General features: G+C 72.6%; 18 protein-coding genes. 13 read left to right on the forward strand and 5 right to left on the reverse strand.

The features are described from left to right. Window positions 1-138 precede the first annotated feature (138 nt). From SROS_RS12655 to SROS_RS12670, 4 genes are all read left to right on the forward strand, one after another. Entirely contained in the window at window positions 139-1,086 is a 948-nt protein-coding gene (locus SROS_RS12655; RefSeq protein ID WP_245564621.1) for a trypsin-like serine peptidase, read from the forward strand. A 380-nt stretch (window positions 1,087-1,466) separates the two neighbouring features. Further along, window positions 1,467-2,192: a hotdog fold domain-containing protein gene (locus SROS_RS12660; RefSeq protein ID WP_012889328.1), complete on the forward strand. Its 726-nt coding sequence runs from the start codon at window positions 1,467-1,469 to the stop codon at window positions 2,190-2,192. Window positions 2,193-2,370: 178 nt separating this feature from the next. After that, a complete protein-coding gene (locus SROS_RS45890) occupies window positions 2,371-5,814 on the forward strand; it encodes a WD40 repeat domain-containing serine/threonine protein kinase (RefSeq protein ID WP_169369292.1) in 3,444 nt (1,147 codons plus the stop codon). A gap of 279 nt (window positions 5,815-6,093) precedes the next feature. After that, a complete protein-coding gene (locus SROS_RS12670) occupies window positions 6,094-7,029 on the forward strand; it encodes an acyl-CoA desaturase (RefSeq protein ID WP_012889330.1) in 936 nt (311 codons plus the stop codon). Between the two features lie 19 nt (window positions 7,030-7,048). Here the strand turns inward: SROS_RS12670 and SROS_RS12675 are convergent, their stop codons facing one another. After that, complete coding sequence (locus SROS_RS12675) at window positions 7,049-7,912, reverse strand: alpha/beta hydrolase (protein WP_012889331.1); 864 nt, start codon at window positions 7,910-7,912, stop codon at window positions 7,049-7,051. Window positions 7,913-8,220: 308 nt separating this feature from the next. Between SROS_RS12675 and SROS_RS12680 the strand changes: the two genes are divergently transcribed. From SROS_RS12680 to SROS_RS12695, 4 genes are all read left to right on the forward strand, one after another. After that, on the forward strand, window positions 8,221-8,922 hold the full coding sequence (locus SROS_RS12680) for a type 1 glutamine amidotransferase (protein WP_012889332.1): 702 nt from the start codon (window positions 8,221-8,223) through the stop codon (window positions 8,920-8,922). A gap of 287 nt (window positions 8,923-9,209) precedes the next feature. Then, on the forward strand, window positions 9,210-12,179 hold the full coding sequence (locus SROS_RS12685) for a bifunctional [glutamine synthetase] adenylyltransferase/[glutamine synthetase]-adenylyl-L-tyrosine phosphorylase (RefSeq protein ID WP_043655433.1): 2,970 nt from the start codon (window positions 9,210-9,212) through the stop codon (window positions 12,177-12,179). 67 nt (window positions 12,180-12,246) lie between these two features. Beyond that, complete coding sequence (locus SROS_RS12690; protein WP_012889334.1) at window positions 12,247-13,326, forward strand: hypothetical protein; 1,080 nt, start codon at window positions 12,247-12,249, stop codon at window positions 13,324-13,326. 158 nt (window positions 13,327-13,484) lie between these two features. Further along, window positions 13,485-14,375 (forward strand): TIGR03620 family F420-dependent LLM class oxidoreductase, encoded by an 891-nt coding sequence (locus SROS_RS12695; RefSeq protein WP_012889335.1) that lies wholly within the window; start codon window positions 13,485-13,487, stop codon window positions 14,373-14,375. Window positions 14,376-14,526: 151 nt separating this feature from the next. Here the strand turns inward: SROS_RS12695 and SROS_RS12700 are convergent, their stop codons facing one another. The 3 genes from SROS_RS12700 to SROS_RS12710 form a co-directional block, all read right to left on the reverse strand. Continuing rightward, window positions 14,527-15,363 carry an LLM class flavin-dependent oxidoreductase gene (locus tag SROS_RS12700; protein WP_012889336.1) on the reverse strand — a complete coding sequence of 279 codons (837 nt, stop codon included), beginning with the start codon at window positions 15,361-15,363 and terminating at the stop codon, window positions 14,527-14,529. A gap of 7 nt (window positions 15,364-15,370) precedes the next feature. Beyond that, window positions 15,371-15,982 (reverse strand): C40 family peptidase, encoded by a 612-nt coding sequence (locus tag SROS_RS12705; protein ID WP_012889337.1) that lies wholly within the window; start codon window positions 15,980-15,982, stop codon window positions 15,371-15,373. Between the two features lie 89 nt (window positions 15,983-16,071). Further along, entirely contained in the window at window positions 16,072-16,326 is a 255-nt protein-coding gene (locus SROS_RS12710) for a hypothetical protein (protein ID WP_012889338.1), read from the reverse strand. A gap of 185 nt (window positions 16,327-16,511) precedes the next feature. Between SROS_RS12710 and SROS_RS12715 the strand changes: the two genes are divergently transcribed. From SROS_RS12715 to SROS_RS12730, 4 genes are all read left to right on the forward strand, one after another. Continuing rightward, complete coding sequence (locus SROS_RS12715; protein ID WP_218919833.1) at window positions 16,512-17,048, forward strand: hypothetical protein; 537 nt, start codon at window positions 16,512-16,514, stop codon at window positions 17,046-17,048. Window positions 17,049-17,128: 80 nt separating this feature from the next. Next, entirely contained in the window at window positions 17,129-18,088 is a 960-nt protein-coding gene (locus SROS_RS12720) for a fimbrial biogenesis chaperone (RefSeq protein ID WP_012889340.1), read from the forward strand. Between the two features lie 368 nt (window positions 18,089-18,456). Continuing rightward, window positions 18,457-19,371: an endonuclease/exonuclease/phosphatase family protein gene (locus SROS_RS12725; protein WP_043655439.1), complete on the forward strand. Its 915-nt coding sequence runs from the start codon at window positions 18,457-18,459 to the stop codon at window positions 19,369-19,371. A gap of 224 nt (window positions 19,372-19,595) precedes the next feature. After that, window positions 19,596-21,044, forward strand: a complete 1,449-nt coding sequence (locus tag SROS_RS12730) for a chymotrypsin family serine protease (protein ID WP_012889342.1) — start codon at window positions 19,596-19,598, stop codon at window positions 21,042-21,044. Between the two features lie 326 nt (window positions 21,045-21,370). Here the strand turns inward: SROS_RS12730 and glnA are convergent, their stop codons facing one another. After that, window positions 21,371-22,795, reverse strand: coding sequence for a type I glutamate--ammonia ligase (gene glnA, locus SROS_RS12735; RefSeq protein WP_012889343.1), 1,425 nt, complete (start codon window positions 22,793-22,795; stop codon window positions 21,371-21,373). A gap of 580 nt (window positions 22,796-23,375) precedes the next feature. Here glnA and SROS_RS12740 point away from each other — a divergent pair. Next, window positions 23,376-23,840 (forward strand): RDD family protein, encoded by a 465-nt coding sequence (locus SROS_RS12740; protein ID WP_012889344.1) that lies wholly within the window; start codon window positions 23,376-23,378, stop codon window positions 23,838-23,840. Window positions 23,841-23,882 lie beyond the last annotated feature (42 nt).

Consider the following 23,882-nt stretch of genomic DNA (forward strand, 5'->3'; position numbering starts at 1 on the left):
CCCCGTGACTGGACGGGGAGATCTGCCATGAGGCGCACACTGATCGCGTTAGGCATCGGATTGGGTCTGTTGGGCTCCACTGTCGTCTCCGCACCGGCCCAGGCCGCGAGTGCGGTGAAAGTCCCTCTGGCCCTTACCGTGCCGACCGCTCAGCAGGTCGCGGCGTTCTGGCTCGCCGACGGAGCCGCCAATCTGAAGAACGCCACACCCTACGCCGTGCAGACCGTGGTCCACGGGGAACGCGTGTCCACCCCCGTCGTCCCGGACGGCGCGCCCGGCCAGATCGACCCGCTGCCGCCCCTGCTCTCAGAGGAAGGGCAACCGTCCACGACCTGGGGCAAGGTGTTCTTCGTCGGCGCCGACGGTCAGGCGCACTGGTGTACGGGCACCGCCATACAGTCGAAGTACCGCAACCTTGTCGCCACGGCCGGTCACTGCGTGTACGACCCCCAGAGCGACGGCGCCGCACTCGACAAGTGGGTCTTCGTTCCCGGCTACTCCGAGGGGACGACCCCGTGGGGTCTGTACGTCGGAAAGCAGGCCCTCACCCATTACGACTTCGACGTGTACGCGGACTACGGCCGCGACTTCGCCTTTGTGAACGTGTACAACGGCGTCGTCTCGTCCTCCGCCGGCGTGCTGACCGACACCGGGCGTCTGACTGAAACCGTCGGCGGGCAGGGCTTCGCCTGGAACCAGACGTCGACCCCCTCGGTCGACGTCTTCGGCTATCCGGCCGGCCCCCACCCTGACGGAACCCGGCCCTACACAGGCCAGACCCTTGAATCGTCCACCGGACCGACATTCACCATGACGCTCTCCGGCATCTCCGCCGATCAGCCCATCGGTGTCGACTCCCCGTTCACCGGTGAAGGCTCTCTCGGCTCCTCCTGGCTGTACGGCTACAACAGCGAAAGCCGCACCGGCTACCTCACCGGCATCACGATCAGCGTCTCCGACACCGACGGCGACAACCGCTACGACACCGGCGTCTCCCCGTACTTCGACAGAGAGGCGGCAGTGGTCTACAACACCGCCGCCAGCCTTTGGACCGGCTCCATCAGGCGGACCGGCTCCATCGCGTAGGCGGCGCCGTACACCGCCGCATCCGTCCACCCGGGCGGGTGCGGCAGGGCCCTCACTCGCCGAAGCGGGCCGGCGAGATATCAGATCAAATCCAGGGCGTCGCAGAGTTTCCCAGCGATATGCTCGGCGCCGTGCCCGCGGGTGCCCCGTCCGGGGCGCCCCGCCGGTACGGCCGGTCGGCACGACCATGCCGGCCGCCGGCCGCGAGGCGGGCGCTCCACCGTGACCTCGGACCGGACGGCATTCCGTCCGGCTCCGGCCCTCCGGAGACCGTCGGACCCCTGGTTCGCTGTGTACGCAACGACTCCGGTAAAATCGGTCGGTCGGTTTAGAGGGATTTTTGACGATCAATAGCCATATAAGGCGATAGGAGGTGCGGTATGACGACGGCTGCCGAGCTGCAGACCGTGTTGTCCGTTCCGGCGCGTTTCCGTGGGCCCGAGGGCACTGCGAACGGCGGATGGATCGCGGGCACGGTCACCGAGGCGTTGCACGGCGCCCGGCACGACTCGGCTGTCGAGGTCACGCTGCACGCACCCACACCGCTGGAGACCGAGCTGGATCTCCGCCACCTCGCCAACACCGCCACCCTCACCAGTGGCGACACCCTCCTCGTCGAGGCCATCCCGGTCGCCGAGCGGATCGACGTCCCGGCGTTCGTGCCCTTCAACAAGGCGGCCCTGGCCGAGAGCGGTTTCGCCGGGCTCACCGGCCACGCCTTCCCCGGCTGCTTCGCCTGCGGCATGCGCGACCCGGGCGACGGCCTGCGGATCTTCCCCGGAGCGGTGTCCGGCACCGACCTGGTCGCCGCCGGCTGGCGGGTGCCGATGACCGTCACCGACGAGGACGGGACCGTCCCCGACGCGATCATCTGGGCCGCGCTCGACTGCGTCACCGGCTGGGCCCACTTCGGGCCCGGAGAGTCGGCCCTGCTCGGCCGCCTGACCGCGCAGGTCCACCGCCGGGTCTACCCCGGCGGCACCTACTCCGTGGTGGCCCGCGCCACCGGCCGTGAGGGCCGCAAGCTCTTCGGCGAGAGCGCCGTCTACGAGGTGGACGGCACCCTGGTGGCCGCCGCCAAGGCCGTCTGGATCGCTCCCGCCTGACCCGCCTGCCCCGCGCCGGGACGGATCGTGCCGGCGCCGGACCACCCCGTCCCGGACCGGAGCGCGGGATCGTGCCGCGCCGGGCCGCCCGTGCCGGGCAGCCGGACGGTCCCGTGCCGGAACGCCGGGCTGTCCGGATCCGAACCACCGGGCCGGTTCGGACGTCTACCATCCCGTGGTGACCTCGCAACGCCTCGGCCCCGGTGATCCGCAGCGCATCGGGGACCATCTCCTGTCCGGCCGTCTCGGCGAGGGCGGCCAGGGGGTGGTCTACGACGCATACGACCCGGACGGGCGCCGGGTCGCGATCAAGCTGCTGCACGCCGACGCCGACCGGGGGCGGATCGCCAGGGAGATCGCCGCCGCGACCAGGGTCTCCTCGTTCTGCACCGCCCGGGTGCTCCACGCCGACCTCGACGTGCCCCGCCCCTACATCGTCAGCGAGTTCATCGACGGGCCCAGCCTGCGCCGAGCCGTAGGGGACTCGGGCCCGCTGGAGGAGGACCGGCTCCGCCGCCTGGCCATAGCCGTCGCCACCGCGATGACCGCCATCCACGGCGCCGGGGTGGTCCACCGCGACCTCAAGCCGGACAACGTGCTGCTCGGCCCCGACGGCCCCCGGGTCATCGACTTCGGCATCGCCCGCACCGCCGAGATGTCCCTCACCTCGACGGGGCTCATCGTCGGCACCCCGACCTACATGGCCCCCGAGGTCCTCGCCGGTGAGCGGGCCGGTCCCCCCGCCGACGTCTTCGCCTTCGGCGCCATCGTGCTCTACGCGGCCACCGGCCACGACCCCTTCCGCGCCGACACCCTCGGCGCCGTCATGCACCGCGTGCTCTCCAGCCAGCCCGACCTGTCACCCCTGCCGCCGGATGTGCGCCCCCTGGTCGCGGCCGCCCTGGCCAAGGACCCCGCGGACCGTCCGGCCGCCCGGGAGCTGCTGCTCGCGCTGCTCGGCCAGGACAGCCCGGAGGCCGGAGCCCTGGCCGCCGCCGCCCTGCGGGCAGCGGCCTCCCCCTCGCTCGGCCGGCTCGCCGAGGAGGTGTTCGTAGGGCTCACGCCCGCCGAGCAGGAGGTCGTCCCGCAGATATTCCTCCGCCTGGTCAGCGCGGACGGCCGGGAGTCCCGGGGCGCCGGGCGGGCCGAGATCGACGGCTCACCGGAGTCCGAGCGGGTGCTCGCCGCGTTCGCCGGCGCGGGACTGGTCCGGGTGTCGGACGAGGTCGTCACGCTGGAGCGGCCCGGCCTGCTGCGGGCGTGGCCGCGACTGCGGGAGTGGTCCGACGCCGAGCTGCCCGGCCTGCCGGTCCGTCAGCGGGTCAGCGACGCCGCCCGGCTCTGGGAGTCCGGCGGGCGCAAGGACGGCGACCTCCTGCAGGGCACCCCGCTCGACGAGGCGATGGAGTGGGCCGCCACCGGCCGCAGGCACATCACGCTCAACCATCTGGAGACCGCCTTCCTCAGGGCCGCCTCGTCCCTGCGCCACCGCCGGATCCGGGGACGCCGCCTGGTCACCGCCGCCCTGGCCGTGCTGCTCGCGGTGTCGCTGGTCGCGGTGGTCGTCGCCGAGCAGCGGCGCGTCACGGTGGCCGCGCAGGGCGAGCGGATCGCCGCCCAGCTCGACGAGGCCGTCGCCCGCCGCCTGGCCGCTCAGGCCGACGCCCTGCGGCGGGCCGACCCGCTGACCGCGATGCGGCTCAGCGCGGCGGCCCACGCGGCCGCGCCGGTCGCCGAGTCCCGCGCCGCCCTGCAGAGCTCCCTCGCGCAGCGGGAGGCCTCGGTCGTGCCGGTGCCGCGCTCGGCCACCCACTACACGCTGAGCGCCGACGGCACCACGCTGCTCGGCGCGGGCACCGGAGTGATCACCCTCTGGGACGCGGGCACCGGCCGCGAACTGCGCTCGATCCGGGCACCCGGCCTGGTCGCGACCGGCGTCGCGCAGGGGGCGACGCGGGAACGCGCCGCGATCGACACCGCCGAGGGCCTGCGGCTGTGGGACCTGAAGACGGGCCGCCGGCTGCCCGGGGTGTACGGCGACGCGGGAAGCTGGGCCGCGATCAGCCCTGACGGTGCCGACCTGCTGTCGTTCGACGGCTCCGCCCTGGTGGTGCGGGACATCGAGCGCGGCGAGGAGCTGATGCGGCTCCCGGGCGGCCAGGCCTGGGGCCGGTCGGCGGGCGGCGGCCGGTACGTGACGACCTCGGGCGAGGGCGCCGTCCGGCTGTGGGATCTGCGGACCGGCAGGTCGCTGCGGGCCCCGGCACCGCCGGAGGGGACCGGCTCGGTGGGCGCGGCGCTGAGCGCCGACGGCCGGACGCTGGTGCTGGAGCGGGCCGACACGCTGGTCTTCTGGGACGTGGGGTCCGGCAGGAGGCTCGGTGAGACCAGCGTCCCGCGGGGCGGGCACCTGCTGTTCGCCCCGGACGGCCGCACGCTGGCGGTGCTCCATCTGGGCGGGGTCGTCCTGGTGGGCGTGCCCGGCGTCGTGACGCTGCTGGACTACCCGACCGACGAGCAGCCCAGAGCCGAGAGCGTGCGCTTCTCCCCGGACGGCCGCGCCGTCCGCTTCGTCGACGGCGCGGACTCGGTGGTCACGCTCAGCGTGCCCGAGTGGTCCGGTGCCGGAGCCGCCCAGGGCGGCGCGCTCAGCCCGGACGGCACCCGCACGGCCGTGCAGACCGCCTTCGGCACCCGCCGCAGGGTCGAGGTGCGAGACGTGCGCACGGGCCGGGCCGTGGCCACGCTGGCGGTGCCGCCGACCCCGCCGGCCCCGGAGGCGGGCGCCGGGTCGCTGGGCCTCGTCTTCAGCCCCGACGGCGGGACCCTGGCGGTCACCCCCGACTCCGAACCCGTGGCGCACCTGTTCGACACGGCCTCGGGCAGGCGGCTGGGCGAGCTGCGCTGGAAGGGCAAGTACGCGTCCCGGATCGCGTTCGGCGCCGACGGGCGCAGCCTCGCCGTCGCCGCCTCCACCATGTCCGACCAGCCGTTCGTCGAGCTGTGGGACGTCGCCTCCCGGAAGCCGGGCACCCGGCTGCCGGGGGCGGGCACGACGGCCCTGGCCCTGGCGCCGCACCCGGACGGCACGCGGCTGGCCCAGGGAGGCCTGGCGGGGGTCGCCCTGACGCCGCTGCGCGGCGGCGCCGCCGCCACGCTCGACGGCGCGGGCGACGTGCGCGCGGTGTCGTTCGCCCCGGCGGGGGACCTGCTCGCCGTCGGCGACGCCGCCGGGCGGGTCCAGCTCTGGGAGGTCGCCACCCGGCGGCCCCGCGGCCCGGCGATCGCCGCGCACCCCGGAGGGGTGGACCTGGCGGCGTTCTCACCGGACGGCGCGCTGCTGGTCACCTCCGGCGGCGGCCGGGTGGCGCTGTGGGACGTGGCGACCGGCGGGCAGCTCGGACGGCCCGCGGCGGGCGTGGAGCGGGCCGTGACGGGCGTGGCGTTCCCGGACGGAGGCAGGACGCTGCGGACCGTCACCGCGGACGGCACCGTCGCCGACCGGCCACTCGATCCGGGCCGGGCCGCCGGAGCGGTGTGCTCCCGCGCGGCAGGAGGGCCGTCCCCCCAGGAGTGGGCACGGCACATCCCCGAGCTGGCCTACCGCCCCGCCTGTCCCTGACCCTGGCCTTCTTCGGAACACCTCCAAGCTCCGGGCCTGCCGGCGGCTCGGACCGGCTCTGGTCCGGCCGGCCCTTTGCCCGGCCCGTCGCCGGCCGCCGGGCCCGTCCCCGTGCCTGCGCTGCCGGCGCCTCCGCTGCCGGCGCCTCCGCGTACGGCAGGCGCAGGCACGTCCCCCGGGCGGCTGCCGGTGACCTGTTCACCCGGTGACAACTTCCACCGGATAAATCGCCTTTCGAGGTGCAGCTTCCGTCAAGCTGGACGATTAGGTTCGGCGGGCATGGCCTCCCCTTCCGCTGTGCCGACGGACCTCGCCGCCGCGCCCGTGCCGTGGTTCGAGCGCTTGCTGGTCGTCCTCTTCGTCGTCGTGCCCTTCCTCGCCGTGCTGGCCGCCGTCCCCTTCGCCTGGGGATGGGGACTGGGATGGCGGGACGTGACCATCGCCGCGGTGATGTATCTCATCACCGGGTTCGGCGTCACCGTCGGCTACCACCGGCACTTCACCCACCGGTCCTTCCAGGCCAGGACGTGGCTCCGGGTGGTCATGGCGGTCGCCGGGGGCATGTCGCTGCAGGGACCGGTGATCCGCTGGGTGGCCGATCACCGGCGGCATCACAAGTACGCCGACAAGGAGGGCGACCCGCACTCGCCGTGGCGGTTCGGCCCCGGGTTCACCGGGCTGTCCAAGGGGCTGTCCCACGCCCACGTCGGCTGGCTCTTCAGCCCCGAACGCACCTCCAGGCGGCGGTTCTGCCCCGACCTGCTCGCCGACCGGCCCATCAGGTTCCTGTCGCACAACCTCACCTACGTGCCGGTCGTGCTGCTCTCACTCGGCCTGCCCGCCCTGGCCGGCGGCCTGTGGGGCGGCTCCTGGCACGCCGCGCTCACCGCCTACTTCTGGGGCGGGCTGGTGCGCATCTTCGTCCTGCACCACGTGACCTGGTCGATCAACTCGATCTGCCACACCTTCGGCAAGGAGGAGTTCTCGGTCAGGGACCGCTCCCGCAACGTGTGGTGGCTGGCGGTGATCTCGCTGGGGGAGGCGTGGCACAACCTGCACCACGCCGACCCCACCAGCGCCAGGCACGGCGTGCTCCGCGGCCAGGTCGATCCGAGTGCCCGGCTGATCTGGCTGTTCGAGCGGCTCGGCTGGGCCTGGGACGTCCGATGGCCGGACGCCGGGCGGCTGGCCGCCCGGCGCGTGGCCGACGCCTGAGCGGCCCTCTCCGGGCCGGTCACCGGACCAGGCGGTCGGCGACCAGCGAGGCGCAGCGGTCCTCCATCAGGATCGTGTAGTGGTTGCAGTCCTCGACCAGCTCGTCCTCCAGAGCGGGCAGCCGCCCGGTCCAGGCGGCGGCCAGCCCGTCGGGGATCATGCCGACCGGATGGTCCAGCAGCCCGCGCGGGGCCCGCAGCAGGGACAGCGGCGACCTCACCGCGTGCAGCGCGGCGCCGATCTCCTCGCCCTCGGTGAGCAGCCACCGGCCGTCCTGGCGGACCGCCTCCTCCCGTGCCCGCGAGCGCACCGCGCCCTCGGGGCCGGCCGCGTCGTAGCGGACGTACTCCTCCACCCGGTCGTTCCAGTTGCCGGCGAAGGCGGGGTGCGCCTTGAAGAAGCCGACGTAGGCGTCGGTGCTCGGGAAGGTCTGGCTGAGCCGGGCGATGGCCGGGCCGAGCGTGGCCGACAGGGCCGTGTCGGGGTCCAGGCCCGGTGGCAGGGGAAGCGGGAGCCCTCCGTCGACCAGCACGACCCTGGCGTAGTCGCGGCCGGCCGCGGCGAGTGCGGCGACGTAGGCGCCCATCGAGTGGCCGGTGAGCACGATGCCGGACTCCGGGCCCAGCGACCGGGCGACCAGGCCGACGTCCTCGGCGTGCCGCGGCAGGCCGTACGGGCCGGGCAGGCCGGCGCTGTGGCCGCGGCCCCGCAGGTCCATCGCGACCAGCGACCACTCGGCGGGCAGCCGCCGCGCGACCCCGCTCCAGGCCATGAGCGAGGCGGTGATGCCGTGCACGGCCACGATCAGGCGCGGCCCGGTGCCGAACCGGGCGACGCGCAGCCGGCCGCCGGGGACCTCGACATCGCCGAAGACAGGGTTCAAGGGGTTCTCCTCAGGATCCGCAGGACGGATCATACGCCGGACGGCGGCCGTGCCTCGCCGGCCGTGCTCTCGCGCCGCTCCCGGAGCACGGCCGTTCCTCCGGCCGATCGGTCGCCCGACCTCGCGTTCGCCGAATCTCCTTGAGCGTGGCGACCCCGGGCTTCAGCCTTGGGGAGGAAGTCGAGGTGGCGGGTGTCCTCCTCCGGGGGCAACGCCCGGTGATCGGCTCTCTCCCTGTCCGCCCCCCGGGTCGGTAAGCACTATGGGGCGATATGGGTCCTGTACTTCTCGCGGCCCATAATTGCCGCATGAGGATTACTGTCGTTGAGCATGGAGCCGACGCGGGCCTGGGCTTCTTCGCCGAGTGGCTGGCCGCGGCCGGGGTCGGGTGCGATGTGGTCCGGCCCTATCTGGGCGAGTCCGTGCCGGAGCGGGCCGATGACGGGCTGATCGTGCTCGGAGGCGAGGCCGCGGCCTGGGAGGACGAGCGCTACCCCTGGCTGCCCGCCACCCGCGACCTGATCCGGACCTCGGTCGAGGGCGGCGTGCCGACCCTGGGGATCTGCCTGGGCGCCCAGCTCATGACGCTGGCCTGCGGCGGCTCCGTCGAACGGGGCGAGCACGGCCTGGAGGTGGGCGCGCGGGAGATCGTCCCGCTCCCGGAGGCCGGCGCCGACCCGCTGTTCGCGGGACTCGGCCCCGCCCCGGCCGTGCAGTACCACGGCGACGCGATGACCCGCCTCCCCGAGGGCGCGGTACGGCTGGCCACCGGCGACCCCTACCCCAACCAGGCCTACCGGCTGGGGGACAAGGCGTGGGCGGTGCAGTTCCACCCGGAGGCCGGCGCCGAGATCTTCGCCGGCTGGACCGGCGAGTCGGCCGACCACCTGACCGCTCTGGGTTACTCGGCCGAGGAGCTCGACATGCAGGTGAAGGAGGCCGAGGAACGTCTCGTCGGCACCTGGCGCCTTCTCGCCGAACGGTTCGCCGCCGTCGTCCGATCCGCGTGACCGGATGATTACGTTGCGAATCCGCTAACGACGCCGCACACTTTCAGGATTAGCGTGTGCGGCGACGCTCCGGGCCACCCGGAGACGGAGCCGGACCCGGGAGGGCGGGCACAGGCGGAGGCGCGGCGCCCGGTCCGCGCCGCCGGCGGGAGCCGGAGGCGTGCGCGACCGCAGGCAGGCGTGCGCCTTCCGATCCGCCGGGGTAGGGATGTCGGGGTAGGGATTGGGGAAGGCCGCCCGTGCTTGCGTTCGAGGACGATGGAGGGTCGGTGAGCGCCGTGCCCCGCATGCAGACGACCGCCGGGCGGCTGGCCCGGCTCGGGTTCGCCGACGGGGCCAGGGCCGAGCGGCTGCTCGACGAGCTGGGGCCCGAGGCGGTCGGCGATCTCGGCCTGCTGGACTCCCTGGTCGCCGCGGCGGATCCCGACCTGGCGCTCACCTCGCTGAACCGGCTGGCAGAGCGGGATCCGAGTGTCCTCGGCGCGCTCCGGTCCGACGCCGGCCTGCGGGCGCGGCTGCTCGGCGTCTTCGGGGTCAGCTCCGCCCTGGGCGACCACGTGGTCAAGCATCCCGAGCACTGGAGCCTCCTCGGCGGTGCGCACGCCGTACGGCGTCCGACCGCGCAGGAGCTCCGCGCCGAGCTGCTGCTCGCGGTCGGCGCGGAGCCCGGCGACCCCGAGCCGCGCGCCACGGACGCCGGCACCGCCACCCTGGTGGCGCTGCGGGTCGCCTACCGAGGACGGCTGCTCCGGCTGGCCGCGCGGGACGTCACCGGCGAGGCCTCGCTCACGGAGGCCACCGCCGAGCTGTCCGACCTGGCCGGGGCCGCGCTGGAGGCGGGGCTCGCCGTCGCCAGGTCCGAGCACGCCGAGTCCGGCTCGGTACGGCTGGCCGTCATCGGCATGGGCAAGTGCGGGGCGCGCGAGCTCAACTACATCAGCGATGTCGACGTCGTCTTCGTGGCCGAGCCGCGCGAGGGCGTCGACGAGACCAAGGCCCTCCAGTCCGCCACCCGGCTGGCCCAGGGCATGATGCGCGCCTGCTCGGCGAGCACCCCCGAGGGCTCGCTGTGGGAGGTGGACGCCGCGCTGCGCCCCGAGGGCAAGGCCGGTCCGCTGGTCCGCACCCTGGCCAGCCACCAGGCCTACTACCGGCGCTGGGCCAAGACGTGGGAGTTCCAGGCGTTGCTGAAGGCCCGGCCGGTGGCGGGCGACCCCGAGCTCGGCGAGCAGTACGTCGCCGCGATGAACGAGATGGTCTGGCAGGCGGCCACCCGCGACAGGTTCGTCGAGGACGTGCAGGCCATGCGCCGCCGGGTCGAGGAGCACGCCCGCGCGGGCGACGCCGAGCGGCAGCTCAAGCTCGGGCCGGGCGGCCTGCGCGACATCGAGTTCGCCGTCCAGCTGCTCCAGCTCGTCCACGGCCGGCTGGACCCGCTGCTGCGCCGCCGCGGCACGCTGTCCGCGCTGGCCGCCCTGTCCCGGGGCGGCTACGTCGGCAGGGAGGACGCCAAGGCCCTCGCCGAGGCCTACACCTTCCTGCGCCAGGTCGAGCACCTGATCCAGCTGCACCGGCTCCGCCGGACCCACGTGGTGCCCGAGGACGCCGGCGACCTGCGACGGCTCGGCCGGAGCCTGGGCATGACCAGCGACCCGGTGGGGGAGTTCACAACCTGGTGGAGGCGGCACGCGATGGAGGCCCGGCGCCTGCACGAGAAGCTCTTCTACCGGCCGCTGCTGCAGGCCGTGGCCCGCCTGCCCGAGTCCGAGGCCCGGCTCTCCACCGCCGCCGCGCAGGCCCGCCTGGAGGCGCTCGGCTACACCGACCCGGCCGGGGCGCTGCGCCACATCAGCGCGCTGACCAGCGGCGTGTCGCGGCGGGCGGCGATCCAGCGGACCTTGCTGCCCGTCATGCTGGGCTGGTTCGCAGACGCCCCCGACCCCGACGGCGGCCTGCTCGGCTTCCGCCAGGTCTCCGACAAGCTCGGCGCCACCCCGTGGTACCTGCGGCTGCTGCGCGACGAGACCGCGGTGGCCTCGCGGCTGGCCCGGCTGCTCGGGACCAGCCGCTACGTGACGGGCCTGCTGCTGCACGCCCCCGACGCGGTGGCGATGCTCGGCTCGGACGCGGAGCTGGTCCCCCGGCCCGCCGAGGCGCTGCTGGCGGAGGCGCGGGCCACGGTCGGCCGCCATCCCACGGCGGCCGAGGGCGCGGTCGCCGCGGTGCGCGGGCTGCGGCGCAGGGAGCTGTTCCGTACGGCGGTCGCCGACCTCACCGGGCACATCGACATCGAGCAGGTCGGCCAGGCGCTGTCCACGCTCAACGACACGACGATCCAGGCGGCGCTGGACGCCGCGATCAGCAAGGTCGAGATGGAGCGGCGCACCCCGCTGGGCACGAGGTTCGCGGTGATCGCGATGGGCCGTCTGGGCGGGTTCGAGTCCTCCTACGGCAGCGACGCCGACGTGATGTTCGTGCACGCGCCGCTTGAGGGGGTGCCGGAGCGGGAGGCCACCGACGTGGCCTTCGCGGTGGCCAACGAGCTGCGCCGCCTGCTGGCCCTGCCCGCCCCCGACCCGCCGCTGCTCATCGACCCCGACCTGCGTCCCGAGGGCCGCCAGGGGCCGCTGGTCCGCACGCTCGCCTCCTACGCGGCCTACTACGGGCGCTGGTCGTCGCCGTGGGAGTCCCAGGCGCTGCTGCGCGCCCGCTTCTCCGCCGGGGATCGCTGGATCGGCACGGCCCTGCTGGAGCTGGCCGACCCGCTGCGCTACCCGGCCGAGGGCATCGCCGACGCGGCCGTGCTGCAGATCAGGAAGCTGAAGGCGCGGATGGAGGCCGAGCGGCTGCCCCGGGGGGCCGACCCGGCCCTGCACACCAAGCTCGGTCCGGGCGGGCTGTCCGACGTGGAGTGGGTGGCCCAGCTCATCCAGCTCCGTCACGCCGGGCGCCTGCCGTCGCTGCGGACCACCCGGACCCTGGAGACGCTGCGCGCGGCGGTCGCCGAGGGCTTGCTGTCGGCCTCCGACGAGGCCTCGCTCACCCAGGCCTGGAGGTTCGCCTCGCGTGTCCGCGACGCCATCGTCCTGGTCCGGGGGCGCGCCGCCGACTCCATCCCGGCGGGCCAGCGCGAGCGCGCGCTCATCTCCCGCGCCATGGGCTACCCGCAGGACGCCAGCGAGGATCTCGTGGACGACTACCGCCGCGTCACCCGCCGGGCCCGCCGGGTCGTGGAGCGCGTCTTCTACGAAGACTGACCCGTTTTCCGCCGATCGCATTGCGCCGGGAGGGGCGGGCGTGTATCAACGGTGCGGGTGATCCATTTTGATATCCGTTTACATTGACCTGGCCATCGGCCTGGTTCTGGCCTTCCTGCTCCTGTCGCTCATGGTGAGCGGGATCAACGAGGCCTTCGTCCGGCTGTTCGGGATCCGCAGCAAGTTCCTGTGGGCCTACCTCCGCGACACCATGGACGGCGGTCCGCGGGAGGGCGCGTCGTGGATCCCGGCGAAGGTGGCCGACGTCTTCGCCAAGCTGCCCTTCTCCAAGGACGATCCACGGCCCAGGCACGAGCCGGAGCCCGCGCCGTCGGTGGTCGAGCCGGTCCCGGTGGATCCCGCCGCGGTGCTCGCCGCCGAGGCGCCCGCACCTCCGGTCGACATGACCGGGCGGCTGTACGGACGGCTCCAGGAGATCGACCGTCCCGCGGGGGCGCGGACCAGCATCTCCGACATCCCGCCCGAGCGGTTCTCCGGGGCGGTGATGGAGCTGGTCTCCGCCGAGGAGGGCGGGGTCGAGGGCCTGCTCACCAAGCTGGAGGCCATCGGCAGCCCGCTGGCCGGGCACCTGCGGGGCGTCTGGGAGGGCGCGCAGCGGGACATGGGCAAGTTCCGCAAGGGCACGGAGGCCTGGTTCGACGGGGAGATGCAGCGGCTGTCCACGCTGTACCGCCGCTACGTCAAGTGGGTGGTGTTCGCGCTCGGCCTGGTGCTGACGCTGCTGTTCAGCATGGACGCGCTGGAGTACGGCAAGACCCTGCTGCGGGACAACGCCTACCGGGCGGGGGTGGCGGCCATCGCGAGCGGCGGCCAGGACGGTCTGGGCGCGCTGAGGGACAAGTGCGCCGTGGAGGGCGCCGTCGAGCCGTACTCCTGCGTGACCGAGTCCTTCAGCTCCCCGGCCCTGGTCAAGATCTTCGACCACGCCATCGTGAGCGTGACGATCCCCCCTGACGGTTCGGAGGACCCGTCCTTCAACTGGAACGGCGCCGTCTGGTGGGAGCGCCTGATCACCCCCGGCCACTGGCCCGGCTACCTGATCAGCGTGGTCGCGCTGCTGTTCGGCGCCTCCTTCTGGTGGGACGTCCTGCGCCGGATGACCGGCATCCGGGGCGGCCGCCCGTAATCTCCCCCGGGCCTCCCTCGTCGGCGCTGACGCCCTCCGGCGAGGGAGGCCTTTCTCGTGCCCGATGGTCTCCGCCCGTTGAAAAGTGGAGGCTGCCTCCGTATTGTGGGCGACATCCGGAGATCGCCTCCGGTTAACTCTCTGGGAGCCTTCGAGCGATGAGCATGAATCTCGGGCGAGTGGGCGTGTGGACCTTCGCCTTCGACGGCCGGCCGATGGCAATGGTCCGGGACGCGGCGGCGGAGCTGGACGAGCTCGGCTACGGCGCGATCTGGTTCGGCGAGGGGCTCGGCCGCGACGCGCTGACCCAGGCGGCGTTGCTGCTGGACGCCACCGAGCGGCTGGTCGTCGCCACCGGCATCGCCAATATCTTCCTCCGCGACCCGATCACCATGGCGGCGGGGGAGCGCACCCTCGCCGAGGCCTTCCCGGACCGCTTCCTGCTCGGCCTCGGCGGCCACCGCACCGCCGACCAGCCGCCCTTCCTCGGCCCCATCCCGCACCACGGGCGCCCGCTGCCCACCGTGCGCGCCTACCTGGACGCGATGGACCGGGCGCCCCTGCTGAACCCGGCCCCGGCGGAGCCGCCCCGCCGGGTCCTGGCCGCTCTCGGCCCCAAGATGCTGGAGCTCGCCGCCGAGCGGACCTGGGGCGCCCACCCCTACTTCGTGCCGGTCGAGCACACCGCCCGGGCCCGGGAGATCATGGGGCCGGACGCGCTGCTGGCGGTCGAGCAGGCGGTCATCCTGGAGCGTCCGGACCGGGCCCGCGAGCTCGCCCGGGGGTTCATCGCCGGATACGCCCAGGCCCGGCCGCGTCACCAGGAGGAGAACCTCAGGCGGCTCGGGTTCGGCGACGACGACCTGGCGGATGGCGGCAGCGACCGCCTGCTGGAGGCGCTGATCGCCTGGGGTGACGTCCAGGACATCGCCAAGCGGGTCCGTGAGCACTTCGACGCGGGCGCGGACCATGTCTGCGTCCAGGTCCTGAGCGAGGACCTGCCCACGCGCGAGTGGCGCGAGCTGGCCCCGGCTCTGCTTGAGCTGTGAGCCTGTCTCGCCCTGCGTGAGCGGCCCCGGTCCTGCTTGAGGTGTGAGCCGGTCCCGCCCGGTCTGGGCCGTGAGCCGGACCCGCCCGGCTCGGGCCCGGAGCCCGCCCTCTCCGGAGGCGGGTCAGATCTGGCTCCGGAGAGGGCGGTCTCTAGCGCAGCTCCGCCAGGACCAGGTCTACCTGGGGGAGGGGGTCCGGCCCGAACGGGCGGAGCACCACCGTGTCGGCCCCCGCCTCCCACAGCGACCTGACCTGGTCGGCGGCGTCCTCGGGGGAGCCCACCGCCATCACGACCTCGGCCGGATCGACGTGCAGGAACTCCGCGGAACCGGCCGCCAGGCGCGCACCCACCGCGGGGTCGTCACCGACGTACAGGTTGGTGAACACCACCAGCTCGTGACCGCCTCCCCCGATCGCCTTGCGCGCCTCCTCGATCTGGGCGGGACCGACCCCCTCGGGCAGGATCGTGCCCTGGGCCACCCGCCCGGACAGCTCCAGCGAGCGGGGCCGTACGACCCCGGCGAGAACCGGCGGCGCGGTCACGGGCGGATGCACCAGGCTCACCCCGTCGAGCCGTACGGCCCGGCCCTGGAGGGTGACCGTCTCGCCGCGCAGCAGGGCGCGCACGGCCACGATGGTCTCCTCCAGCAGGGCCAGCGGCGAGGGGGCCAGCGCGCCCACCTGCCGCATCCAGTCCTGGACGCCGTGGCCGATCCCGGCCGCGAGACGGTGCGGGTGCATGCGGGCCAGGTTGCCGAGCTCCATGGCCAGCAGGGCCGGATTGCGCAGCGGCGCCGGGGTGATCCCGATGCCCACGCGCAGCCGCTCGGTGACGGCGAGCGCGGTGGCCGCCGACGAGATCGACCCGGTCCAGCCCAGGTCCTCCACCACCCATACGTCGTCCACCTCGGCCGCGTCCAGGTGGCGGCAGAAGGGGATGAGCGACTCCGGGGGAAGGTCGCGGTCGAACATCACGCCCAGGCGCATATCTCTCCTACAGGTAGCGGAAGTAGCCGGCGAAACCCTTGACCGCGGTGAGGGAGTCGATCCGTATCTCGGTGCCGGTCCTCAGTGCGTTGATCATTCTGCCCTGCCCGACATATATGCCCACGTGGTGGGTCTTCACCTTACGCTTGCCGATCTTGCCGTAGAAGACCAGGTCGCCCGGCCGCGCCTTCGCGGCGGGTATCTCGGTGAGCCGCCTGACGTGGTCGTCGGTGTTGCCCGGTCCCAGGACGTCGCGGCCGTAGGCCAGGCGGTAGACCCACCTGGCCAGTCCGGAGCAGTCGAGCCCGCGGGTCCTGGTGGCCGGGCAGGGGAGGATTGCGCCGCTGTAGCCCTGGCAGGTGCCGAGGGAGGGGCCGGGGACGTCGTCGTGGCCGCCGCCCCACGAGTACGGGATCTCCCCGCCCGTCCAGCCGGGCTGCCCCTGCCCGGCCTCGATCGCGTACGCGATGGCCGTCACCCGGTTCAGGGTGACGGGCAGGAGCGGTATCGAGCCGCTGGCGACCACGAGGGTTCCCGCGAGCACGGCCACCGCGGCCGACCTGCGGCGACGTTTGGAGATCTCCGGATGCCGCCCTCCATCCCGGGAGATCCCGGTCACATCCACTCACCTCGATCTATCGCCGTAAGTCAGGATCATTCTGCCTAATGTGCCGCGATTCCGCGCTGTCCGTCCGCCGCCGCCGTAACTCAGTCGCAGTCGTCGATCTTGAATTTCTTTCCGGGTTTCGGTGATTTCTTCACCGCCCGGGGAGCCTGCGGACCCTTGGTGGCGGTGGCCTGGTACGGCGTCACGGCCGCCGTGCCGGCGGAGGCGGCGCACGCCCGGCCGTCGCCCGCGCCACAGGCGACGGCGGAGGAAAGGACGACGAGGACGATGCCTGTGACGCCGGAAATAGTGCGAAACACGGTTTTCTCCTGACAGAGCATTCTCTTGCCGCTCATAAATATCCAGAACGGCTTGCAATGCACTGACGGCTCGCTTGAGCGCGTCATAGGCCAGGGAAGTCGCGACACGCCCTTTATTACGCATCGTGACCAATCTGCCCTAGGCTGCAGCCGTGATGTTACTTTCGGTGACGTAATCAACCCAGTCGGTCATCTATCCGGATGGAATGGGAGCGTTGGCGATGTCGAGAAAACGCATAGGACGGGTGGCGATGGCGGCGGGCACGCTCGTGGCCGGCATCGTCCTGTCGATGGGGGAGACGAGCTCGGCGGCCAAGGCCGCGCCGGGCGACACGGCTTCGGACACCACCGAAGCGCGCGTCGTGGTGACCGGGGCGATCACGCTGACGGACCTCACCCCGTCGTTCACGCTCACCGGCAGGCCCAGGCAGACCGTCGACACCGCCGACCCGGTGAGCTTCACCGTGACGACGAACAACTTCGCGGGCTACACCGTGACGGTCTTCCCGGCAACCGGTGAGCTCCTCGGCACCGCCGGCAACCCCGAGACCATCCCCGTCAGCTCGCTGCTGGTGGAGCAGATCCCCGGTGGGCCGTTCGTCCCGCTGGCCCTGGGCGACCCGGTCGAGGTGTTCCGCAAGACCGCGCCGTCGGCCGCGGACGGCGATGACTTCAGCCATAACTACCGGATCACGATCCCGTTCGTGCGTCCCGACACCTACACCGGAACGATCAACTACGTGGCCACCACCCTGTAGGCGAGCCCCGGGGGAGCTGCGGGAAGAGACCCTTACGCGGAGAGCGGCACTGTGGGGAACAGCACTGTGGAGAGCCGAAGGTGACCCTGTGGCCGGGGCGCGGGAGCGTCGCCGTTCTCATCGGCGTGTGCCTGCTGTGGATGGCGGGTCCGGCCGGCGCGGGATCGGCCCGTCCCGCGCCCGAAGCGGACTTCTCGCTGACGGTGAGCCCGACCCGGCTCGCCGTCCATCCCGGCGACATCGGCGAGAAGCAGGTGTTCCAGGTCGTCAACCAAGGGCGGCAGCCGCTCGACGTCGAGGTCCGCAAGGCCGACTTCAAGCCGAACCTGGACGGCACGCTGCTCTTCCAGCCCAAGGCCCCCTACTCCGCCAGCAACTGGGTCACCGTCACCCCTGACCGTTTCCGCCTGGCGGCGGGCAGGACCAGGCAGGTGTCCGTCCGGATCAACGTGCCGCCCGATCCGGAACCGGGTGATCACCAGCTTGCCCTGGTCTTCCTGGTGCCCGCCGGGACCGACGAGGGCAACATCCGGATCAACCGGGGGATCGGCGCTCCCGTCTACATCGCCGTTCCCGGGCCCATCGACGACTCCGCGGAGGTCATGGGCCTGCGTGCCCCGAGTTTCGCGCTCGGCGGGCCCCTGACCTTCACCACGACGGTGCGCGACACCGGAACCGTGCATCGCGACTTCCGCGGCGACGACCGCCTGCGCCTGCGGGTGAACGGGGAGAGCGTCCCGTTCCCCGACTTCACCGTGAGCCGGGGCTCCACCCGCGAGATCGCCACCACCTTCGATCCGCCGCTGATGTGCCTGTGCGGCGCCACCGTGGCCATTCCCGGTCCCGGCGGGACGTCGACGACCGCGACGGCGACCGTCCTGGTCTTCCCGCTCCACTGGCTGGGGGCCGCGATCCTGATGGCCGGAGCCCTGATCCTCCTGGTGGCGTTCGCGCGCCGGCGCTACCGGGCCCAGGTGGCCGCCGCGGCCCGCGCCATGAGCGGGATCGACGGGGACGGGGACGGCAGGCAACCGCTCTGAGCCGAGGCGAGGCCGCCACCGGCCTGGTGAGCCGGCCCCCGCCCTCGTCGGCCCTGCCCTCATCGGCCCTGCCCTCGACGGGTGCCTCGGTGTCGGCCCCCTCCGCGGTGGCGCCGGCGTCTGCCCGCGCAGCCGCGTTCTCCGCGCCCGCCACATCGGTAGGCTCCACGGGACGCGCGCCCTCCCGGGCCGCCGGGGGGGCGGGCGAGACCGGCGCAGGCGCGGGAAGGAGTGGGGTGGTGGAGCAGGAGGACAGCCCCGCGACACCGGGAGCGGCCGCCACCGACGCGGGGAGACGGTCTCGCGGCACCGGCCGGTGGCGCCGGGGCGGGGACGGGCGAGGCCGGACGCCCTGGACGCGCGGGCGGATCCTCGCGGCGCTTGCCGTACCGGCCGCCGGGCTGCCGGTGTTCCACTCCGTGGTCCCCAACGGCGTGGGCAATCTCGGGAGCCTGCTGGAGACCTTCCTGCCCTGGACCGGCCTGGCCGTTCCCGTGCTGTTCTGCCTGGCGCTGCTCCGCCGCTCGGCCACCGCCGCGGTGGCCGTGGTGCTGCCCGCAGTGGTCTGGGCCGTCCTCTTCGGCGGGCGGCTGCTGCCCGCCGGCCGGGGAGCGGCATACGACCTGACGGCGCTGCAGCACAACGTCGGCGACGACAACCCCGACCCCGCGGGGACCGCACAGGCCCTGGCCCGGACCGGAGCCGACCTCATCGCCCTTGAGGAGCTGACGCCCGGCGCGCTGCCCGTCTACGGAGCCGCCTTCGCGGCCGGCCATCCCCACCGTGCCGTCGTGGGCACCGTCGGGCTCTGGTCCAGGTATCCCCTGGTGGACTCCGGGCCGGTGGACATCAGGCCGGAGGGCATCGGAGCCGAGTGGAGCCGCGGGCTGCGTTCCACCGTGCGGGCGCCGCACGGCGACATGGCCGTGTACGTCGCCCACCTCCCCTCGGTCCGCATCCGGCCGCGGGACGGCTTCGGCTCCGGCCCGAGGGACGAGAGCGCCGTCGCGCTGGGCGCGGCCATCGCCGCGGAGAGGCTGGAGACGGTCATCCTGCTGGGCGACCTCAACGGCACCCTCGACGACCGCGGCCTGGCCCCGGTCACCTCCCGGATGACCCCGGCGGTGGCAGGGGCCGGCTTCAGCTGGCCCGCCGCCTTCCCCGTCGCCCGGATCGACCACATCATGGCCCGCGCGGCGACCCCCGTCACGACCTGGACACTGCCCGCCACCGGCAGCGACCACCTGCCGATCGCGGCCCGCATCAAGCTCCGAGGTCCCTGAGAGCCCGCCGCTCGTCCATCCCACGCCGCCCGCCGTCCGCCGCCTGTCCGTCCCACGCCGCCGGCCGTCGCCGAACCCACCTTGCCTCCTGAGCCGCACCGAGTCTCGCACGCCCCCTTGAGAGATACTCCCCCCGGGTCTACCAGCACTGCTGGCGTAGCGTCTGATGATCATGGTTTACTTCCTGAGTTTTTACGCTTGATCATGAAATCTCAGGAGATGTCATGCGGGTCCCCCTCCCCTTGAGCGCGCTGGCCACCGGCGCGCTCATGTTCCCTTTGATAGCTGCCATGCCCATGACCAGGGCCGTCGCCGACCCGGTCCCCCTGGTCGAGGTGATCACCACCGACCCCGGCGCAGGCGCCACCCCGCCCGACTACAAGCTCGCCTACGCCCTGCGTGAGGCCGAGGCCAAGGCCTTGGCCAAGCCCGAGGTGTACGGCAAGCCGTACGTGAAGTGGGACACCCTGTACGTCCCGGTCGTCAGCGCGAGCGCGCAAGCCGAGGCGACCGAGCCGATCGCGTTGCCGCCGGACCTGTCGCCTCCGGACGACGGCACCGACGACACCTCGTCGGCGCCGTCGGACACCAAGGATGAGACCGCCCCCGCCGCGCCGAGCGCTCTGCGCGCCACCGAGAGCGCGGCGCCGGTCCCGCCGAAGGACGAGAAGCAGCGGCTCTCCGCCGCCACGGCCGCGGCGGGCAACCCGTACATCATCACGCCCAAGACTCCGCTGGTGAAGTACAGCTTGGCCCGTCTGGAGGCGATCAGGGACGAGGTGATGGAGCTCACCCCGGACGTGCTGCCCGGTGTCGACCAGGTGCTGAGCTCGTGGGTCGTCGCCGACCGCGACCAGGTCGTGCTGGAGTCGGCTGTCCCGAGCGACGCCCTGCGCGCCGCGCTCGCCAGCCGGTACGGCGCCGACGCCGTCGCGATCCTGCAGGTCGCCGACCCGGGTCCGTCGGGCGTCGACAGCCGTGACCACGATTCGCCCTCGGGTGGTTTCTGGGGTGGCGCCTGGATCAGGACGAACGTCACCACCAAGTGCACCGACGCCTTCTCCTGGCGGGTCGGCAGCGCCTCGTACATGGTCACCGCCGGCCACTGCACCACGGCGGGCGGCTGGGCGGCCACGCAGGTGACGAGCATCGGCTACGTGTCCAACGACACGTGGGCCAACAACAGCGGCAGTGTCCGGGTCAACGGCGTGTACCGGGGCGACGGCTCCCTGATCAAGCTGGACGCGGGCAAGTCCTCGGCGGCGACCATTTACGTCGGCGGCGTGTACTCCACCGTCGCCCGCCCGGTCGGGGCCATGTGGTCGCGCCGCGCGGCCGTCGGCGACCGTTACTGCACGGGCGGCGCCACCACCGGCGAGCAGTGCGGCTGGACGGTCGCGTCGGTCGGGGTGACGCACCGCTACAGCGACGGCAGGACCATCCGCAACGCGGTCCGCGGTGTCAAGCAGGGGCAGTGCACGCGCCCCGGTGATTCCGGCGGGCCGGTGTACACCGTGACCTCGGCCGGCAAGGTCGTCGCCAAGGGCGTCCACAGTGGGACCCGGGGTGGCGGCAGCGACGGCTGGGGCGGGGCGCTGGATCCGTGCCACGAGTACTTCACCGACATCTGGGACGCGTACTACGCCTTCCCCGGTCAGCTCGCCACGCGCTGACCCTTCGGCGCCGTGCGGCGGGTGAGTTCGGATCCCGATCGGATCACCGAGATCGTCGCCGCGGCGTTCGTCCTGCTCCGGTTGGAGTACGGCCGTGCCATCTGGCCGTACTCACAGACCGTGATGACCGCTTACCGATAAAGGCTCACTGCGTGGAGCAGACGGCGAGTTGACGATTGCGGACGCGCTATCGACGGCCCTACCAGCAAAGAACGGCCCGGCATCGTTCACGATGCCGGGCCGTTCTGGTCCGGATGACATTGCTGAGCACCGACAAACAACGACAAGCTTTCCCAGCTCAGAACCCGAGGCCGGAAACCTCGCCGTCACACGTCGTAGTAGAGCTCGAACTCGTGCGGGTGGGGGCGCAGGCGGATCGGGTCGATCTCGTTCTCGCGCTTGTAGGCGATCCAGGTCTCGATCAGGTCCGGCGTGAACACGCCGCCCTCCAGCAGGTATTCGTGGTCGGCCTCAAGGGCGGCGAGCACGTCCGACAGGGAGCCGGGGACCTGCGGGATGTTGCGGGCCTCCTCCGGGGGAAGCTCGTAGAGGTCCTTGTCGACCGGCTCGACCGGCTCGATCTTGTTACGGATGCCGTCGATGCCCGCCATGAGCTGCGCGGCGAAGGCGAAGTACGGGTTGCAGGACGGGTCCGGCACGCGGAACTCGATGCGCTTGGCCTTCGGGTTGGAGCCCGTGATCGGGATGCGGATGCACGCCGAGCGGTTGCGCTGGGAGTAGACCAGGTTGACCGGGGCCTCGTAGCCGGGGACCAGGCGGTGGTAGGAGTTCACCGTCGGGTTGGTGAAGGCCAGCAGCGACGGGGCGTGCTTGAGCAGGCCGCCGATGTAGTAGCGGGCGGTGTCGGACAGGCCCGCGTAGCCGACCTCGTCGTAGAAGAGGGGCTCGCCGTCCTTCCAGAGCGACTGGTGGCAGTGCATGCCGGAGCCGTTGTCACCGAAGATCGGCTTGGGCATGAAGGTGACCGTGTGGCCGTGCGCCAGGGCCGTGCTCTTGACGATGTACTTGTACAGCATCAGGGTGTCGGCGGCCTTGAGCAGCGTGTTGAACCGGAAGTCGATCTCGGCCTGGCCGGCCGTGCCCACCTCGTGGTGCTGCATCTCCACATCGATGCCGGCCTCGATGAGCTTGCGGACCATCTCCGAGCGCAGGTCGGTGAAGTGGTCCATCGGCGGGACCGGGAAGTAGCCGCCCTTGAAGCGCGGCTTGTAACCCAGGTTGCCGCCCTCCTGGGCCTTGCCGCTGTTCCAGGCGCCCTCGATCGAGTCGATGTGGTAGTAGCTCGAATGCGCGTTGGTCTCGAACCGCACGTCGTCGAAGATGTAGAACTCGGCCTCGGGGCCGAAGAAGACCGTGTCGGCGATGCCGGTGCCCTTGAGATATTCCTCGGCCTTGCGGGCGACGTTGCGCGGGTCGCGGCTGTAGGCCTCGCCCGTCAGCGGGTCGTGCACGAAGAAGTTGATGTTGAGTGTCTTGTGCTGCCGGAAGGGGTCCAGCACGGCCGTGGAGGGGTCGGGCAGCAGGAGCATGTCCGACTCGTGGATGGCCTGGAAACCCCGGATCGACGAGCCGTCGAACATGAGGCCGTCAGTGAAGACGCTCGCTCCGAAGTTCTCCGTTGGGAACGTGAAATGGTGCGTCGTCCCCGGCAGGTCGGTGAACCTGACATCGACGAACTGCACCCCTTCGTCCTTGATGAACTTCAGGACGTCGTCGGCGGAGTTGAACACGCGAACCTCCCAAGGGGCACGGGCTATCAGTGCCGAACGTAGGCCTGTGCCGTTACCGCCCCGTGTCTCGTCTGTTTCACTCGTGTTAAGGGAAAGTCGCCTTCACGCTAGCCCCGCGTTCCGGCGGGACCGCGGGCGAAGGGCCGTCCTTTGCCCTACTTTCACGTCCGGGCCTGCGCGGGCCCATACCCGGGGCCGTCCGGATCTCACCTCCGGGCCTGCGTGGATCCCGTGTCCGGGGCCGTCCGGGTCTCACGTCCGCCCCATCCCCGATCTCACGCCGCAGGACGTCTCCGGTCTCACTTCGCAGGACATTTCCCGTCTCACGTCGCAGAACGCCCGGGTCTCACCGCCGGACCGTGACGGTCCTCATCCCCGGGACGCCCGCTCGCGATCCCCGGGACGCCCGCTCGCGGTTCGCGGACCGTCCGCCGATGCCACCCGTGCCGGGCCCGGAGAGCGCTCCGGAGGGACGTGCCCGATGAGGATGCCGCCGCGCATGACGTACGGCGTTCGCGTGACGCGGGCAACTGGCTCGGGCGGATGCGGGAGCGGCCCCCGGGGCGGATACCGTTTAGCCATGAGCAGCAGGCAGCAACCCCGATGGACCCAGACCTGGCTTGGTGGCGTCAGATCGGCCGGAGTCGACCTGGGCTATCCGGGAGAGCAGCTCGGACTGCCCCAGGAGGGCAGCGGCGCGGTGGCGGGGTTCGGCCGCAGGATCGGCGCCCTCGTCATCGACTGGCTGATCTGCACCTGGGCGATCGCGCAGGGACTCCTGGGGGTGAACCCGGCCGAGCAGGGCTGGATCCCGCTTGCGATCTTCGCGGCGGAATACATCCTGCTGGTGGGCAGCATGGGCATGACCTTCGGCATGCGGCTGCTCGGCATCCGGGTCGCCGCGCTCGGCGGCGGCCGTCCGGGCTTCGTGTCGGTGCTGGTGCGGACCCTGCTGCTGTGCATGGCCGTACCGGCGCTCATCTGGGACCGCGACCAGCGAGGCCTGCACGACCGGGCGGCGAACACCGTGGTCGTGCGCATGTGAGTCCGGCGGGCCGGTGAAGGGCTTCCGGGCCCGGAAGGGCGG

This window comes from Streptosporangium roseum DSM 43021 (genome assembly GCF_000024865.1).
Classification (GTDB): domain Bacteria; phylum Actinomycetota; class Actinomycetes; order Streptosporangiales; family Streptosporangiaceae; genus Streptosporangium; species Streptosporangium roseum.